We start from the raw sequence: 17374 nt of genomic DNA, 5'->3' as shown, positions 1-17374 counted from the left end.
ATAAAACCACTATCCAGTCCGGAATAGCAAAGGCTCCAAGTCGTTCCAGCCAAATTTTCTTTGCTATGGAGGACGGAATACTTGGTATCCGTTTGGCATGAAAGTTGTGAAAATCCTAAAATAGTGGTTTCACGGCTTTTTTTGAACGTTTATGAATGTTTTTGAAATTTATTTCGACTTTTCAGAAAACTAATAATATTTAGTTATCCACAAGTTACCAAAAAATGTGAATAACTATGTAAAAATCCGATTAAATCAGTATATAAAAGTTATCCACAGGGTTACCCACAGCTGTGGATAGTTTTTTAATCTAAAGTAGACACAACGTATATAATGCCTATGATACTGGGAATAATAAGTGTTACACAAAATTAGACAAACTTTTATTTTTTTGTGCACAATGTAATAGTCATGATAATTCGTTATTTTAAATAAATTTGGCAATATTAGAATATTTTCGTATCATAAGAAGTAAGGAGATTTTTTTACTATGAATATTAAAATGGTTACAGTTGGAAAGCTAAAAGAGAAGTATTTTAAGGCCGGTATTGCTGAATATGCTAAGCGTTTGGGCGCTTTTTGCAAGTTTCAAATAGTTGAGTGCCAAGATGAAAAAGCACCTGAAAGTTTGAGTGAAGCCCAAGATCTCAAAGTGAAACAAATTGAAGGAGAACGAATATTAAGTAAAATCAAGGATAAGGAATTTGTCATTTTGCTTGATTTGAGAGGTAAGGAGCTTACTTCTGAACAACTTGCCAAAAAGATCGATGATTTATCCACATATGGAACTTCTGACATTACTTTTGTCATCGGTGGATCATTAGGTGTCAGTCCAGAAGTTGTCAAAAGGGCTGATATGAGCATCTGTTTTGGTAAATTTACTTTGCCACATCAATTGATGCGTTTAGTTCTGACTGAACAAATTTACCGTTCATTCATGATTATTAATCATCGAACTTATCACAAATAGAAACTACGAAAAAACAGCCAATTTTGGCTGTTTTTTTTACTCTAAATATCTTTCGTATCCTTCACGTAAAGTGTCACGAATATCGTCTGCGATAGATTTGGGTGATAAAACTCTTAAAATTGTTGTTTCGCCTAATAACCATAACTTGATTCCATCAGAGTAGTTAACTTCATTTCCAAAACTTTAACTGAAAATGGAAAACGATTTGGTTTATCGATGGTTTTAATAACTTTACAACTAGGGAAGATATCTTGAATGTATTCCATATAGCCATAATATTCGAATTGAATACGGGTCTTTTTTCCTTGATAACCAAAGGCTTCATAGCGAGTTTCTCGGCCATGATCGTGATATTTGCTGTGCTCCATAGGTATCTTTAAATGGATTGGTTCAATTTTGTCCATCCAGTCTATTCGAAAAGTCCGGTATTCCTGCGTATCTTTAACTAGACCGATGATGAAGAAGTAAAGATTATCAAAAAAAGTGTGGATCGGTAGCATCTCGATGGTTTCAATATTGGGAATTTCAGAAGGATAGCGGTCAGTATAAACGAAACGAATTTTTTGCTTGTGATAGATGTATTGCTCCAGTTGACCCATTTTTTCGATTCGAAAACTTTCATCAGTTAAATAATTATCGGTAATGCGTTCAGTCATAACGGATTCGCTGACGACGTCACGTTCTTGTAGTGTCAACATGTCTAACATTTTGTTAGTCAATCGTGGTAATTCGGTGCTATTTAGTGAACGGCTTGCAATTAAAATTTTGATTAGAATCAACACTTGATTTTGGTCCAATAAATATTTTTGGTCGATAGAATAAGCGTGACCGATTTTTTTCAATTGAAAATATTGGTTGAGAACGACGCTTTTATCAAAAGCAACTTTAATTTCTTTGATTGCACGTTGAGCTGTTCGAATAGTGATATCTTGCTTTGCAGCAATATCTTTAGTCTGACACTTCTCGTTTGCCAGTAACTGTAAGAATACTTCGATTGATAAGTTCATAAATATCGGACCCCCTGCAAAATAGATTATCATAATTGTTCAATAATAGTACGCAATTTTTTAACACTATAAGTGTAAAGTTTTTGTAACGATTGCTTAAACTTGTTGCTATAAAAATTGATTATTCATAGAATGAAATTGTAATAAGAAGAGAGTCTAAAATGGAGATAGGGAAAATGAAAAATAGAACTAGAAAAGTTATCGCAGCTTCAGCTGTAGCTATTATGTTAGCTCCAGCAGCACTCAGCGCTCTGCCACAAAATGTTGATGCCGCAGCTGTCGGAACTGTTTCAAATACTACGCCAGTCTATGATGCTAATGGGAAAGCCACCGGACAAACTTTACCAAGTGGTAGTAGTTGGCAATTAGGTCAACAAGTAACTATCAATGGTGTCGCTCATTATCAAGTCGCAACTAATGAGTATATTCCAGCCTCCGTAGTTAAAAATGTCACTGGTTCAGCTAATTCAGTTGACAGTTCTCAATCACAAAGCCGTTGGGTAGAAGACAATCCTGATGCCGGTAAAATTGCGACAGCTAATACTACTTTAAACGTCGTTGATGCTTATGGAAATTCTACTGGTGCTACTTTGCCTGCTGGTAGTCAATGGAAGATTGGCAATATCCTACATGCTAACAAGATGATCTATTATCAAGTCAGCACCAATCAATATATCAATGCTCAAAATGTAACAGTTGCTGGACAAACTACCACAACCACAACTAACAATCCATACATCACCACTGACGCTCAATATGGTAAGACAGTAACCATCACTAATACTGCTAATATCGTGGACAGTAACGGGAATTCTACTGGTATGACTTTACCCGTCGGTAGCAAGTGGAGAATTGCCGACATGCTATTTGTTAATGGCAAAAACTATTATCAAGTGGCCACTAACGAATGGATTCAAGATACTGATTTCACTGTTTCTGGACCAGCTACTGGTGATAATGGCAGTTATATTACTGACGGATCAGGTGCTGCTGGTTCTGTTGGTATCACGACAAACAACGTTCAAGTAGTCAATGGCAGTGGAACTCCAACTGGTGCTACTTTGCCAAAGGGTACTCAATGGAAGATTGGGTCACAAACATTGCATTACGACAAGCAAACATTCTATCAAGTCGCTACTAATGAATTTGTTTCAGTCGCATATATGAATATCGTTGATCAAACTTCAACTACTCCAAATACAAATACTAATTCATCAGTTCCTACACCAAGTAACGGATTGATTGCTACAACTAATAAACAAATTAGAACTTACAATACTTCAACTAACAGTTATGATTTAACTCTACCTGCAAACTCAGCTTGGAAGATTTCTAAGTTGGTCGTTAACAAGTATGGTTCATACTGGGGTCAAGTTGCTACTAACCAATGGGTTTGGATTACTGACGTAACTTTGAACAGCAGTCTTAACTTGAAAGCAAACTCATATTACGAACCAGAATTTGCTACAAGTATTAATAAATAAGTAAAAAAATATCCTTCAATTTTTAAGAGATTGAAGGGTATTTTTTTGCCTAAATTTAGCTAATGAAAGCGTTTAACACGTATTTCCTTAAATTAGAAAAATGATAAGTTTATTAGAAAAGTACTTGTATTTTTTAATCTTCAAGAGTATTCTAGCTATTAATTTCTACCGAGTAGAAAAAACTAGATTCAGGAAGGATGATAAGTATGAATGTTGGTCTTGTCGGTGTCACCGGCTATGGCGGCAGTGTTTTGTATGAATTGTTGTTACGGCATCCCAATGTCGACAAAGTTAATTTGTATGGGCACTCCCAGAAAGTAGCACAAGCTTTAGAAGAGGTTTTACCACAACTACGACGACGAGATAGCATTTTACCTTATGATTCTGCTGATATCATGAAGAATAATGACATGGTGTTTTTCGCCACCTCAGCTGGGGTTACGACGAAGTTGGCTCAACCATTTATCGAAAACGATTTTCCGGTAATTGATTTAGCAGGTGACTTTCGACTCAAAGCTGATGTATATGAGAAGTGGTACAAAAAGCCCGCTCCTCAAAGCGATTATCTCGCCAAAGCACATTATGGATTAGCTGATTTTACTAGTTCCAAGGGTTCTAAATATGTTGCCAACCCTGGCTGCTATGCCACTGCAACGATTTTGGCCTTAGCTCCACTAGTTAAAAATCATCTGATCGATCCATCTTCAATCGTCGTGGATGCCAAATCTGGTACTTCCGGCGCCGGTAAGAAATTGAGTCAATCAACTCATTTCAGCCAAACAAATGAAAATCTGCAACTGTATAAGGTAAATCAACACCAACACATTCCAGAAATTGTTCAGGAATTACAAAAATGGGACAAAGATCTACCTTATATTCAGTTCACAACAACACTTTTACCACTGACACGTGGAATTATGGCCAGTTGCTATGCGAAGGCTAAGTCAGATGTAACTGAAGAAAAGGTTCAAGAAGCTTTTTCCCAAACTTATTCAGACGACACCTTTGTAAATGCTACTGAAGGAATTTTTCCCAATCTTAAACAAGTGATTGGAACTAACTTCTGTGACATAGGTTATCAACTAAACCCTGTTACCCATCAAATCGTAATAGTCAGTGTAATTGATAACCTCCTGAAAGGTGCAGCTGGACAAGCAATTCAAAACTTTAACCAAATGTTTGAATTTCAACCAGATGCAGGATTGGATTTAATTCCAGTTCTACCTTAAATTAGGAGGATTTTTTTATGCAATCATTTTTAGAAGAAACAAAGACTTATCAAGAAGTACCTTTTACTTGGCCTAAGGGCTATAAAGCTGATGGCGTTCACGTGGGATTGCGGAAGAATCCTAACAAAAAAGATATGGGCTGGTTGTATTCAGAAGTTCCTGCTCAAGCTGCTGGTACTTATACGACTAACCAATTCCAAGCTGCTCCTACTAAATTAACGAAGCAAACTATCAATCAAGATCATCTCTTACAAGGAATGGTCATGAATACAGCCGTTGCCAATTCTGTTACTGGTGAACAAGGGATGATCGATGCTAAAAAGATGCAAAAATTAGCAGCTGACAAAATGGGAATTGATGCAAATCTTGTCGGAGTAGCCTCAACTGGTGTGATTGGTGAAAATTTACCAATGGATTTGATTCAAAAAGGAGTCTCACAATTAGAGTTACTCGACAACGATTTAGTTACCGAAGCAATTTTGACAACTGATACGCATCCCAAAACTATTTCCACCCAAATTGAAATTGATGGCAAGACTGTTACGATCAGTGGTTTTTGTAAAGGTTCAGGGATGATTCATCCGAAAATGGCCACGATGCTAGGTTTTGTCGTTACTGATGCTAAGATTGCTGACGGTCAACTCCAACCGATGCTCAGCCAACAAGTTGATAAAACTTTTAACCAAATTACCGTCGATGGCGATACTTCAACTAATGACATGGTCGTCACGCTTGCTAACGGAATGGCTGACAACACGTCGATTTCTATCGATGATGGTGATAATTTTGAAAAATTCACGGATGCTTATAACGCCGTTTTAACTAAATTGGCTCAAGATATTGCTGAAGATGGTGAAGGTTCAACTAAGCTAGTTGAGGTCAATGTTGAAAATGCAGCTACTCACGCTGATGCTCAAAAAGTTGCTAAAGCTATCGTCGGTTCCAATTTGGTCAAAGCTGCCATCTTTGGTGAAGATGCTAACTGGGGGCGTATTATTGCGGCTATTGGTCAAACCGATGCTGTAGTCGATATTGATCACACCAGTGTCTGGTTGAATGATTTACCTTTAGTCGATAACAGTCACAGTGCTGATTTTGATGAAACGGTAATGAAAGAAGCTCTAACTGATAAAAAGATTACCGTGCTAGTTGATTTAAATTCTGGAACTGCTACAGGGCAGGCTTGGGGCTGTGATTTGACTTACAATTACGTCCGCATTAATGCCACATACAGAAGCTAATATGGGGTGAAGATGATGAAAGAGACGATAGTTGTAAAAATAGGTGGCAATGCCAGTGAAAATTTACCGTCGACCTTCTTTGAACAAATTAAAACCTGGTGGTCGATGGGTAAACGAGTCTTAATCATTCACGGCGGTGGTCCACAAATCTCTGAATGGAGCGAAAAACTACATCTGAATGTTGAGAAAATAAACGGCGTTCGGGTGACTGATTCGGAAACCTTGGATGTTACCAAAGCTGTTTTATTGGGATTAGTTCAACCCAAACTTTGTCAATTCTTGGCTAATTCAGGTTTGCCAGTAATTGGACTTAATTCTAGCGACAATCACTTGTTGGAAGGTAAGTATTTAAATCAAGCTCAATACGGTGAAGTTGGACAAGTGACTCACATCAACAGTGAATGGCTTTCACAAGAATTAGAGAATCAAATTGGCGTGTTGGCACCATTAGCGCAGACTAAAGATGGCCACTGGCTCAATGTCAATGCCGATACCGCTGCAGCTAAGATAGCTAGTCAGTTGCAAGCCGAGGAGTTAGTCTTGTTGACCGACGTTCCGGGAGTTTTGAACTCTGGCAAAGTCGTGCCACAATTAACAGAAACTTTTGCCAATGAATTATTCCAGCAACACGTTATTAAATCGGGGATGATGCCCAAAATCAAAGCTTCATTTGCGGCTTTGAAAAATGGAGTTCATCAAACCTTTATTACTAATGATCTAGGACGACCAGGAACACAGTTCCAATACGTCGAAAAATAACTATGGAGGAAAGATTTATGGAACACGTATTCCCAACTTATGCACGTTTTCCTTTTGATTTGGTAGAAGGAAAAGATATTTATTTAACTGATAATAATGGCAAAACTTATTTGGACTTCACTAGTGGCATCGGAGTTTGCAGCTTTGGCTATAGTAACGAAATCATTCAAAAAAATGTTCAAGCGCAATTACAAAAGGTTTGGCACATTTCTAATTTGTATGAGAGCCAAATTCAAGACGATGTAGCGAACCTTTTGTGTAACGATGATCAATTAGCTTTCTTCTGTAACTCTGGGACTGAAGCTAACGAAGCCGCCTTTAAATTGGCACGTAAGTATACTGGTAAATCAACCGTTTTAGCTTTCAATAATGGCTTTCACGGTCGAACTTATGGCTCAATGTCGTTGACTGGTAACCCAGATATTAGAAAGGGTTTTGATCCATTGGTGCCAGACGTAAAATTTGCTGACTATAACGATAACAAAGCGCTAGAATTGATTGACAATAATTTGGCAGCAGTCATTTTGGAAGTTATTCAAGGTGAGGGCGGCGTTTTCGTAGCTGATAAGAAGTGGTTGACCGATATTCAACAAGCTTGTCATGATAACGGCGTTTTGTTGATTATTGATGAAGTTCAAACCGGAATTGGCCGGACAGGCTCTAAATTTGCCTTTGAACAATTTGGATTAAAGCCTGATATTATTACTTCTGCCAAAGCTCTAGGTAACGGAATGCCAATTGGAGCGATGATTGGTAATAAGAAGTTAGCAACTGCTTTTGGACCGGGTAGTCATGGAACTACTTTTGGTGGTAATAAAATGTCTATGGCCTCTGCTAAAGGGGTTCTAACGCAACTAACACCAGAATTTTTGGCTTCAGTTCAGAAGAAATCAGAACATCTTTGGGCTAAATTGAATTCTGAAATCAAGCCTTTGGACAAGGTAACTGATGTAACTGGATTGGGTTTCATGATTGGTATTCATTTGGATGAAAGTTTGCCAGTCACTGATGCCATTACAAAATTGCACGAAAAAGGTTTATTGACACTTTCAGCTAAGCACAATACCTTGAGATTGTTGCCACCACTAGTGATGAGTGAAGAAAAATTAGATGAAGGACTTGAAACCATTAAGTCCATATTATAGAAAAAACTCTAGTAATCATTTAACGGTTACTAGAGTTTTTTAGGCTAATAAATTTCGATTCATCCAATAGACAATCACAATCAAAGGTAAGGTAATCATCATCATTGGGTAGAACCACGAAATTGGCAAGAAATTACTGATCAGACCACCAGTAATTGGACCTAGTGACATTCCTAAGTCGACGCCGATGTAAAAAGTACTGTTGGCAATCCCGTGTTCGTGAGGTGAAACGACCATCAAAGCTTTAGCTTGGCAAATTGAAAACATTAAGCCATAGCCGACAGCTAAGCCTAGGGTACTGATGATAAGGAAGAACCAATTAGTTAAATGTGTTAGGCCTAACAGTCCAACTAAATTTCCAATCAAACTGATTTTGATAAAGGTTTTGAAAGGAACTCTATCAAAGAGGTCACGCATTGATAATCGTAAAACTAACAAAATAATTGCGTAAATTGGAAAGAATATCCCTGCCGAGACAGAGAAATGTCTTTGGGCAATGTAACTAACTAGGTAAGTTTGGGTGGCAAAATATGGTAATGAAAATAATAACAAGATTATTGCAATTGGAACAACTTTAGGCTGAACAATCTGTAAATGACGTTTGGTTGTAGGCTTAGTAGATTTTGTTGGTAAACCACGATTGCTGACGAATTGAATAATTATTATCAGCAATAGACTACAGAAGGCAGCTAACCAAAATGAGGATTGGTGACTGACGTGTTTGTATAAGGAAATACTAATAGCAGGACCGCAGGCCATTCCTAAAGCGTTGGCTAAACCGTAGATTCCCATACCAGCACCGACACGATTAGGTGGCAGTAAATCAGCAATCCAAGTCGACATACAAACGGAACAAAGCGTGTAACCTAGACCGTTGATGATTCTTAAGGCAGTAATGATAACTAAATTGGTAGTTAAACCGTAGCCAAGATTAGCTAGTAGTAAAAAAGAGGCACCAATCATAGTTAGTTTGTATTTGGAAATTCGATCAGTTAGATTACCAGCAATTGGCCGTAATAACAATGAAGTAATATTCATAATACCGGCAATCAATCCAGCAATAGCACTAGTGGCACCAATATTTTGGGTGAATTCCGCAATGATTGGCGTAATAAGCATCGAAGACATCATATAGAAGAAACTAGCAATTAAAACTAGAGTGACATTCGGGGTGTACAATTTTGTTTTCATAAAAATCCGTCGCTTTCAAAATAAATAACCTATAAACTATACAACCATGAATCACTTTTTGTAAAATTGAGTTTAATTTTCAGAAATTAAAAACCTCACTAGAAATCATCCAGTGAGGTTAATTGCTTTATTTATTTTTTGTCGTAACTAGCGATTGAATCGAAGATGAACTTAACAAAGGCTTCACGGTCAACATCTTCAAGAACTTTGATACTGTTCTTCTTTTCTGAGTCAACACGACGGTCTGGGTAAGTCATACCACGATATTGGTCGTTTGTTAGAGAAACGTCCATTGAATAGTTAGTGCTCTTTGTAAATAGCTCTGGAGCAATCAAACTGATAACAGCACAAGCATCGTGGATTGGAATCTTAGTCATACCGATTGAACTTTCGTGGCCAGCATAAATATCAAGAATGGCACTGGCCATAACGCCGACATGTCCAAGGTCTTTGATCTTAGAAATTTCATCCATTGTCACATAAGCCTTGTTTTCAGTTAGGTTCAAGCCAGATAGAGTAATTGGCAAACCAGAATTGAAGACGATGTCCATAGCTTCAGGATCAACGTAAGCATTGAATTCAGCAGCTAAAGTGATGTTACCTTGAAGTGTTGAGCCACCCATGATGTAAATGTGTTCGATGTTTTCTTTAACGTCTGGGAAAGTCTTCAAAAGCAATGCTACGTTAGTCAATGGGGCTGTAGCGACAAGATTGATTTTTTCATCGCTGTTGATGATCTTGTCATACATGTATGTAACGGCGTTATGACTCTTGATAGGATAGTCAAGACTGTTTTCTGGGAAGTCATATCCATCCATGCCAGTCTTACCGTGAACGTGGCTAGCTGTTTGAATTTCCTTAACTAGTGGAGTAGCTTGACCAGCTGCAAGTTCAGCGTGAGAACCTAAGAAGGTCAATAGTTTTTGAGCATTTTGAGTAACGTAGTCTAGTTGAACGTTACCACCAACGGTAGTTACACCAATCAAATCAGCTTTTTCGGGATGTGCAAGTAAAACTGTTAGAGCAATCGCATCATCAATACCAGGATCACAATCCATAATTACTTTTGTCATTAAATCCTTACCTCACTTTTTTAATTTTTGGGGGATTTTTTTCAAGGCGTGTACGAAACTGTGTCTCTCCAAAGCACCTAAAGTCGAAAGAATCATTTGATCATTTTGATCCATGAAATTCTCGATCGAATCTTGCATAGATTTAGATTTATCGGACAAAACAATTCGTTTTAAGCGTGAGTCATTTTGGACAGTGCGGCGTAATATTAAACCATTTTTTTCCATAGTTTTTAAAATATTAGTCGCTGTCGAGCGCCGAATGTTGAATTCATGTTCGATATTCTTTTGATAAATATCATCTTGATGGTTATTAGCTAAATAATGAATTATTTGAACTTGTGTCCCAGTCAAACCGTATTTATGGGCAAAAGAGTTGATTTCACGTGAAATTTCATTCGATGCAACTTTTAACAAATGAGCCACATCACCTGTCATAAAACATCCTCCTTAGAGCATTGTGTTACGAAATAATTATAACATCATGTAACGGATTCTGAGAGTTAGCTTGTAGAATAATTCACAAAAATTTACTTATCGTCATTTTATTTTATATTTTGTAAAAATCGCTAGGATTACGAGAAACATTCTTTGTATTAATCGAAAAACTCTCCTATATTGGATTATAGAAACTAACACAGGGGGAAAAATAAATGTCTAAAGTTTTGATTTTAGGTGCTAACGGAAAAATTGCCCGTTTAGCAGAACACATTTTTGTCGACACGACTGATTCAGATTTGAAATTGTATTTGAGAAATGCAGATCGTTTAAAAGATTTTGCTGATTCTCATACTTTGGCTGAAGCTGTCGAAGGTGATGCTACCGATACTACTAACTTGGCCGATGCAATGAAAGACGTCGACTTAGTTTATGCTAATTTGGCTGGTAACAATATTGAAAGCCAAGCTCGTGCAGTCATTGAAGCAATGCATGCTGAAAATAAGACTCGTCTAGTTTGGATTTCAACACTAGGTATTTATGATGAAGTACCCGGCAAATTCGGTGAATGGAACAAGAAAGTTTTGGGTGATTACATTACTAATTATGCTGCTGCCGCTAAGGTTATCGAAGATTCAGATTTGGATTATACAATCATCCGTCCTGCTTGGTTGACTGATAAGCCAGAAGTTGATTATGAAGTTACCCAAAAGGGTGAGACATTCAAAGGAACAGAAGTTTCTAGAAGATCAATCGCCCAAATCGTCGTTGATATTGCCCAAGATCCTGACAAATACAGTCGTGAATCAATTGGTGTCAATAAACCTAACACTGATGGTGACAAACCTGCTTGGTATTAATGATTAAGAAGTTTTGTTTTAGAGCAAAGCTTCTTTTTTTATGCTAAAGTTTAATTTGAAATCGGTTGCAAGAAGGAGAAAATAAATGGTTAAGAGACTAATTAGTGCTAATTCGAGCGAAATGTTGAAAATGAACGGAAAAGAACTCAAACAAAGCATCAAAGCCAGTGAAGGGCGAGTCGTCTTGAGTGAAAATGTCGTTGTCCATGAGCCTTTGGATGGTATCACAACATCAGAAATGGCAGCAGCTTTTGGAGCAGATATGATCTTATTAAATGTCTTTGATGTCTTTAATCCGTTAGTTTTAGGACTATATGAGGGCGAAGGGACTTTAGCCACAGCAAAAGTTCATAACGATGGCAAAACGATAAAACGACTACAAGAATTAGTCGGTCGACCAATCGGTGTTAACCTTGAACCGGTTGATCCAGATGCCGAAATGTTAGAAGATCGTCTAACGATACCAGAAGGAAGAATGGCGAGTGAAAAGACTCTCCAAGAGGCCGAGAAATTAGGCTTTAACTTCGTTGTTTTGACGGGAAATCCAGGTACCGGCGTTACGAACGAACAAATTGCTAAGAACATCGTTACAGCCAAAAAAGTCTTCTCTGGTTTAGTCATTGCTGGAAAAATGCACGGCGCTGGGGTTGATGAAGCAGTTGTCAGTGAAACGGCTGTTAAGCAATTTCTCAATGCTGGAGCAGATGTGATTCTAGTTCCGGCAGTAGGGACTGTTCCCGGTTTTGATGAAACTGAACTAAAGAAAATCGTAAAATTAGTTCATCAATCAGGCGCTCTAGTAATGAGTACGATTGGAACTAGTCAAGAAGGTTCTGGTAGCAGTTTTATTGAAAATATTGCTATTAAGAATAAAATCTGTGGCGTTGATATTCAACACATCGGTGATGCCGCTTGGGGTATTCAATCACCAGTTGAAAATATTTTTGCTTTGAGTAAAGCTATCCGAGGTGAACGTCATGCTATTGTGAGAATGTCACGTTCTATTAATCGTTAAAAAGAAACGTTCGTTTTCTGAAAAACGGACGTTTTTTTATGCTCTTTTTTGATTTGTTGTTAAAAATAAAAAAATATTTGATATTTTTCTAAACAAAACTTGTACTTGGACAGATGATTTTAAAAAATCCATTAGTTAAATAAATCTGTTCATCTTTTTGAGAACAAAATTATAAAAATATTAATTGTTGCAATAAATACGCAAAATAGGTCAAAAAATATTCGAAAACCTATACAAAAAATATATAACCATTTGATAATTTTTTCCTCGGAGGGATATGAACATGAAAAACAAATTAATCGCAACGGGTCTATTAACATTATTGTCAATCACTACTTTAGCTGGGTGTACAAGTAGTCAATCTGCTTCAATTTCGAGTGATCCTAAGGTGGTCGCTAAGGAAGCCAAAAAAGAAGGTAAAGTTGTTTCACTAGGAATGCCAGATCCATGGGCTAATTGGGGAGGCTCATGGAAAGATTTGAAGACAAAATACAATATTTCACACACAGATACTGATATGAATAGTGCGGAAGCGATTCACAAATTTGAAAGTGAAGGTAAAAAAGCCAGTGCCGATATTACTGATATTGGAATGAACGTTTCACCTACAGCTCAAAAGAAAGGAATTTTGGCCAAGTACAAGGGTGAACATTGGGACCAAATCCCTAATTGGGCTAAGGATAAAGATGGTTATTGGATGAATGCCTATAAGGGAACAATTGCTTTTATCACCGATAAGAAGAATGTGTCCGAAAAGGATGTACCAAAGTCTTGGTCTGATATCAAGAAGGGTAAATACAAAGTCACAGTCGGTGCCAATCCAGCATCTGCAGCACAATCGCAATATGCCATTTTAGCAGCTGCTCATGCTTTTGGCGGAGATGAAAGTAATATCAAACCAGCTCTAAATTTCTTCAGTCAATTGCAAAAGGAAAATCGTTTATCTTCAGTTGATACAAGCGTTCAGAATTTGAAGAAAGGTGAAATTGATGTTGGGGTGCTTTGGGACTTTAATGCATTAACTGATCGTCATTTGATTGATGAGTCAAGATACGAAGTAACTATTCCACAAGATGCCAGTGTGATGAGTGGGGATTCACAGGTTATCAATAAGAATGCTAAGCATCCGTATGCCGCTAGATTTGCCCGTGATTATTTCCTTTCCGATGCCGGTCAAATTAATATTGCCAAAGGTTATGCTCGTCCAATTAGAGACGATGTGAAATTACCAGCAGATGTTAAAGCCAAGTTATTGCCAGCCAGTGCATATAAGAAAGTTTATACAATCAAAGATAACGATGTTTGGAATAAAACAACTTTGAAACTTGGCCAACAATGGCAAACAGAAGTAACTAAGTAGCGGAGGCCTAACAATGAAAGTAGGCATTAAAAATCGATTTCTCTTACTTTTTATATTACTCATCTGTCTAGTTTTAATATTCCCAATTGGAATTATGATTATTTCAAGTTTCAATTCACAAGATGGTTCTTGGGGAATAATGAATTATCAAGAAATATTCACTAATCGCTACTATCTAAATGCAATTGGGCACAGTTTTACTCTGTCTTTGTCAGCTTCATTATTCAGTGAAGTTATTGCCATACTTGGAGCTTGGGCTTTGACGAAAATGTCGAGTACGGTCAAAGAATCTCTAGTTACGATTTTTAATTTGGCATCTAGTTTTGCCGGGGTTCCACTAGCGTTCTCGTTGATTATTTTGTTGGGTAATTCGGGTGTCGTGCACGTTATTTCAAAATCGATGAATGTTAATTTCTTAAGTTCAATCAATATTTATTCATGGTTTGGTTTAGTGATTGCTTATTCTTTCTTTGAAATTCCAATGGGAATTTTGTTTCTTTATCCAACCTTTGAAGAGATTGATCACGGGTGGAAGGAAGCTTCAGAGACGCTTGGTGCTAACAATTGGTTCTTCTTAAAAAAAGTTATTTATCCAGTTTTAATTCCAGGGTTAGTTGAGACCTTAATAATTTTATTTGCTAATTCAATGGGAACTTACGAAACCGTGTTTGCTTTGACGGGGAATAATATCACTTTAATTTCAACTATTATTGGAACTTTGATTGGTGGAGAATTATCCAGCAATATTCCATTGGCTTGTGCCTTGTCCGTTATTTTTGGATTAATGATGGTGGCTTTAGTCATTTTGGGAAATTTACTAGTCAAAAAAAGACAATTGGAGAGTAAATAATGGCAAAAGAGAGTACACGACTACCGAAAGTAATTTTAACAATCATTTTCATTTATTTATTGTTGCCAATATTAGCAACATTTCTGTATTCAATAGCTACTTCGTGGGTCAACACCGTTGTTCCAGAAGGTTTGACTTTGAAATGGTATGAGCAATTAGTTTTGAATCCAGACTTCTTGAGTGTTGTAGTTAGATCTTTAATTTTATCAACTTTTACAACTATTTTAGGTTTGGTTGTATTCGTACCCGTAATTTTTTATATGAATATTTACAATCAAAATTTAAAATCCAAGATGCGTTTCATTACGATGTTGCCATTTATAATTCCGGGAATCATCTTGGTAACGGGCTTGATCCAACTGTACAAAGAGGTGCCAGTTCCTAAGATCATTATTTTAGTCATGGTATTGTCAGTCATGAGTTTACCGTTGGTTTATCAAAGTCTGACGAATGTTTTTATCTCTAAAGATTTCAAGTCTATGTATGAACAATCGCAATTATTAGGATATGGGCCAGTTAAGTCATTTTTATTAGTGATTATTCCTAATATCAAAACCGGTTTGATTGTAGCAACTTTGTTACTGTTCACTTCAGGATTTGGTGATTACGTGATGACTAATTTGTTCTTAGGTGGAAATTATGTAACTTTGAAAATTTATATGTATCGCTTAATGTCTACGAATGGAAATGCCGGTAGTGTTTTGACAATTATCTACTTTATTATGTTGAGTATTTTATCGGTCATTTTGATCAAAACAACTAGTAAAGCAAGGAAAGGTTAGTCATGAATGATTTTTTAAAAATTGAAAATTTAAATGTAACTTTTGGCAAAGATACCGTTATAAAAGATTTTAATCTGACGATTCCTGAAAATGCCATTACTGTCTTTTTGGGACCCAGTGGTAGTGGAAAAACAACTGTTTTACGTTCCATTTCAGGGTTAAATCGTTACGCTAAAGGACGTATTTTTCTAGATGGTCAAGATATTTCTGAATTGCCAGTTCATAAGAGAAATATCGGTGTTATTTTTCAGTCGTATGCACTATTTCCTAATATGACGGTTTTTGATAACGTTGCTTATGGTTTGAGAGCACAAAAATTGTCGAAAGACGAAATTTATCAAGAAGTGACAACGATGCTTCAATTGGTGAACTTAGAAAGTAAAGCCAATAATTATCCTGATGATCTTTCTGGTGGTCAAAAACAACGTGTAGCCATTGCCCGTTCAATGGTTATGAAGCCTAAACTGCTTTTGTTGGATGAACCCTTGAGTGCTTTAGATGCCAAAATTCGCGTGGAATTACGTGAACAAATCAGAGAGTATCAACAAAAATTGGGCATCACGATGATTTTTGTTACTCATGATCAAGGGGAAGCTATGGCGATTGCAGATAATGTCGTAGTAATTTCTGATGGTAAGATTCAACAACAAGGTAGTCCTTGGGATATTTATACTAAACCGGTCAATGAATTCATGGCGACTTTTATTGGTGAACACAATATTCTTTCGGGTCAGGAACTAGCAAATTTAGGAATTAATGAGTTATCAAAGGAAGAAAAATATTTAATTAGACCTGAATCGATTACTTTGAAAAAGATTTCTGAATTATCTGATCAGGAAGTAGCATGTTTAGGGAAAATTGATAGTGTAGTAAATTATGGCAATCGCGTTCAATATACTATTTCTAAGAATAATTTATCCCTTAAAATGGAAGCTTTGAATCATACTTTGCCATTAGTTCCAGAAACTGAAATAGAATTTTTTATTGATAAATCAAAAATTTTACCACTAAGTTAGGGGAAAAAATGAAATTATACGTTGAAAAAGGGCATCCTTTTAGAATCGCGCAATTGACTGATATCCATCTCGGAGATTTGCCGCTCGAAAGTGACGAACGTTCATTGGAAAATATCAATCAAGAAACTTTGTCAAAACTAGAGAAAACGTTAGATACTCATGAATTTGATTTGTTTATGATTACAGGCGACTTAGTTTGGGGTAAAGATAATGAGCACCCACGTCGTGATTTGAAACCACTATATACGTTGTTAAATAAATACGATACTCCAGTGGCAATCACTTATGGCAATCATGATACCGAAGGTCCCTTTGGTCGGGATTACATTAGAGATTATGAAAATGAATTACACCATTTAGCTAAGAAGACCAATGTTTTCATGTCCGGTGAAAAAGAGAACTATACTTTGGAAATTTTAGATCAAGCGACTGGCGAAATCGTTAATAAATTATTTGTTTGGGATAGTGGTATGTATTATCGTGATCCTCGAATCAGTCAATATGAAGCTATTGATCATGATCAAATAGATTGGTATGTCGATACATCTAAATCGTATGCTGCACCTACTTTTGATGTAGGCTTTATGCATATTCCGTTGCCGGAATATAAAAAAGTGGACTCTGAAAAAATAACAGGTAGTTTTGGTGAACCCGTTTGTTCAGCTGATATTAATTCAGGTTTATTTTATGAAATCTTGAATCAAGATAATATCAAAGCATTGGTTGCAGGACATGACCATTTCAATAATTTCAGTGGCAATTATGCTGGCATTCAGTTGAATTATGGAAATGTGACAGGATACAATTGTAAGAGCGATTTGAAACGCGGAATTACTCAATATGATTTGTATAGTGATGGCATTCAGAGAAAAAATATTTTATTTGAGGATTAATTTGTTGAAAAAAGCATAAAAATTTCAGAAAAAACTTACGAAAATAATTATTTTCTGGTATATT

17 protein-coding genes are annotated in these 17374 nt (G+C 36.6%); 13 read left to right on the top strand and 4 right to left on the bottom strand.

The annotated features are described in order from the left end of the window. Nucleotides 1-490 precede the first annotated feature (490 nt). Complete coding sequence (gene rlmH, locus LF20184_RS11845) at nt 491-970, top strand: 23S rRNA (pseudouridine(1915)-N(3))-methyltransferase RlmH (protein WP_010018156.1); 480 nt, start codon at nt 491-493, stop codon at nt 968-970. Between the two features lie 131 nt (nt 971-1101). Here rlmH and LF20184_RS11840 read toward each other — a convergent pair whose 3' ends face one another. Next, entirely contained in the window at nt 1102-1977 is an 876-nt protein-coding gene (locus LF20184_RS11840) for a WYL domain-containing protein (protein ID WP_010018158.1), read from the bottom strand. 176 nt (nt 1978-2153) lie between these two features. Between LF20184_RS11840 and LF20184_RS11835 the strand changes: the two genes are divergently transcribed. The 5 genes from LF20184_RS11835 (at nt 2154) to LF20184_RS11815 (ending at nt 7835) form a co-directional block, all read left to right on the top strand. Beyond that, nucleotides 2154-3461, top strand: a complete 1308-nt coding sequence (locus LF20184_RS11835) for an SLAP domain-containing protein (RefSeq protein ID WP_010018159.1) — start codon at nt 2154-2156, stop codon at nt 3459-3461. 206 nt (nt 3462-3667) lie between these two features. Continuing rightward, the gene (gene argC, locus LF20184_RS11830; protein WP_010018160.1) at nt 3668-4690 is read left to right on the top strand and encodes an N-acetyl-gamma-glutamyl-phosphate reductase; all 1023 of its coding nucleotides are present in this window, start codon (nt 3668-3670) and stop codon (nt 4688-4690) included. Nucleotides 4691-4707: 17 nt separating this feature from the next. After that, a complete protein-coding gene (gene argJ / locus LF20184_RS11825) occupies nt 4708-5931 on the top strand; it encodes a bifunctional glutamate N-acetyltransferase/amino-acid acetyltransferase ArgJ (RefSeq protein ID WP_010018161.1) in 1224 nt (407 codons plus the stop codon). A gap of 15 nt (nt 5932-5946) precedes the next feature. After that, nucleotides 5947-6690 (top strand): acetylglutamate kinase, encoded by a 744-nt coding sequence (gene argB / locus LF20184_RS11820; protein WP_010018165.1) that lies wholly within the window; start codon nt 5947-5949, stop codon nt 6688-6690. Between the two features lie 17 nt (nt 6691-6707). Further along, complete coding sequence (locus LF20184_RS11815) at nt 6708-7835, top strand: acetylornithine transaminase (protein WP_010018167.1); 1128 nt, start codon at nt 6708-6710, stop codon at nt 7833-7835. 39 nt (nt 7836-7874) lie between these two features. Here LF20184_RS11815 and LF20184_RS11810 read toward each other — a convergent pair whose 3' ends face one another. From LF20184_RS11810 to LF20184_RS11800, 3 genes are all read right to left on the bottom strand, one after another. Further along, nucleotides 7875-9026 (bottom strand): MFS transporter, encoded by a 1152-nt coding sequence (locus LF20184_RS11810; protein ID WP_010018168.1) that lies wholly within the window; start codon nt 9024-9026, stop codon nt 7875-7877. Nucleotides 9027-9157: 131 nt separating this feature from the next. Further along, nucleotides 9158-10099: a nucleoside hydrolase gene (locus LF20184_RS11805; RefSeq protein ID WP_010018169.1), complete on the bottom strand. Its 942-nt coding sequence runs from the start codon at nt 10097-10099 to the stop codon at nt 9158-9160. Nucleotides 10100-10111: 12 nt separating this feature from the next. Beyond that, a complete protein-coding gene (locus tag LF20184_RS11800; protein ID WP_010018170.1) occupies nt 10112-10534 on the bottom strand; it encodes a MarR family winged helix-turn-helix transcriptional regulator in 423 nt (140 codons plus the stop codon). 215 nt (nt 10535-10749) lie between these two features. On the opposite strand from LF20184_RS11800, the gene LF20184_RS11795 reads away from it, so the two are divergent. From LF20184_RS11795 to LF20184_RS11765, 7 genes are all read left to right on the top strand, one after another. Next, a complete protein-coding gene (locus LF20184_RS11795) occupies nt 10750-11394 on the top strand; it encodes an SDR family oxidoreductase (protein WP_010018172.1) in 645 nt (214 codons plus the stop codon). Between the two features lie 85 nt (nt 11395-11479). Next, nucleotides 11480-12409: a DUF7916 family protein gene (locus tag LF20184_RS11790; protein ID WP_010018173.1), complete on the top strand. Its 930-nt coding sequence runs from the start codon at nt 11480-11482 to the stop codon at nt 12407-12409. Nucleotides 12410-12692: 283 nt separating this feature from the next. Continuing rightward, nucleotides 12693-13769 carry an ABC transporter substrate-binding protein gene (locus tag LF20184_RS11785; protein WP_010018174.1) on the top strand — a complete coding sequence of 359 codons (1077 nt, stop codon included), beginning with the start codon at nt 12693-12695 and terminating at the stop codon, nt 13767-13769. A 94-nt stretch (nt 13770-13863) separates the two neighbouring features. Beyond that, complete coding sequence (locus tag LF20184_RS11780; RefSeq protein ID WP_236906320.1) at nt 13864-14619, top strand: ABC transporter permease; 756 nt, start codon at nt 13864-13866, stop codon at nt 14617-14619. Beyond that, nucleotides 14619-15401 (top strand): ABC transporter permease, encoded by a 783-nt coding sequence (locus tag LF20184_RS11775; RefSeq protein ID WP_010018176.1) that lies wholly within the window; start codon nt 14619-14621, stop codon nt 15399-15401. The genes LF20184_RS11780 and LF20184_RS11775 overlap by 1 nt, the downstream gene beginning before the upstream one ends. 2 nt (nt 15402-15403) lie before the next feature. Continuing rightward, a complete protein-coding gene (locus LF20184_RS11770) occupies nt 15404-16417 on the top strand; it encodes an ABC transporter ATP-binding protein (RefSeq protein ID WP_010018178.1) in 1014 nt (337 codons plus the stop codon). Between the two features lie 8 nt (nt 16418-16425). Then, nucleotides 16426-17310: a metallophosphoesterase gene (locus LF20184_RS11765; RefSeq protein ID WP_010018180.1), complete on the top strand. Its 885-nt coding sequence runs from the start codon at nt 16426-16428 to the stop codon at nt 17308-17310. Nucleotides 17311-17374 lie beyond the last annotated feature (64 nt).

This window comes from Companilactobacillus farciminis KCTC 3681 = DSM 20184 (assembly GCF_002706745.1).
Classification (GTDB): domain Bacteria; phylum Bacillota; class Bacilli; order Lactobacillales; family Lactobacillaceae; genus Companilactobacillus; species Companilactobacillus farciminis.
The sequence above is the reverse complement of the archived record's forward strand: the minus strand, read 5'-3'. Positions and strand labels throughout refer to the sequence as shown.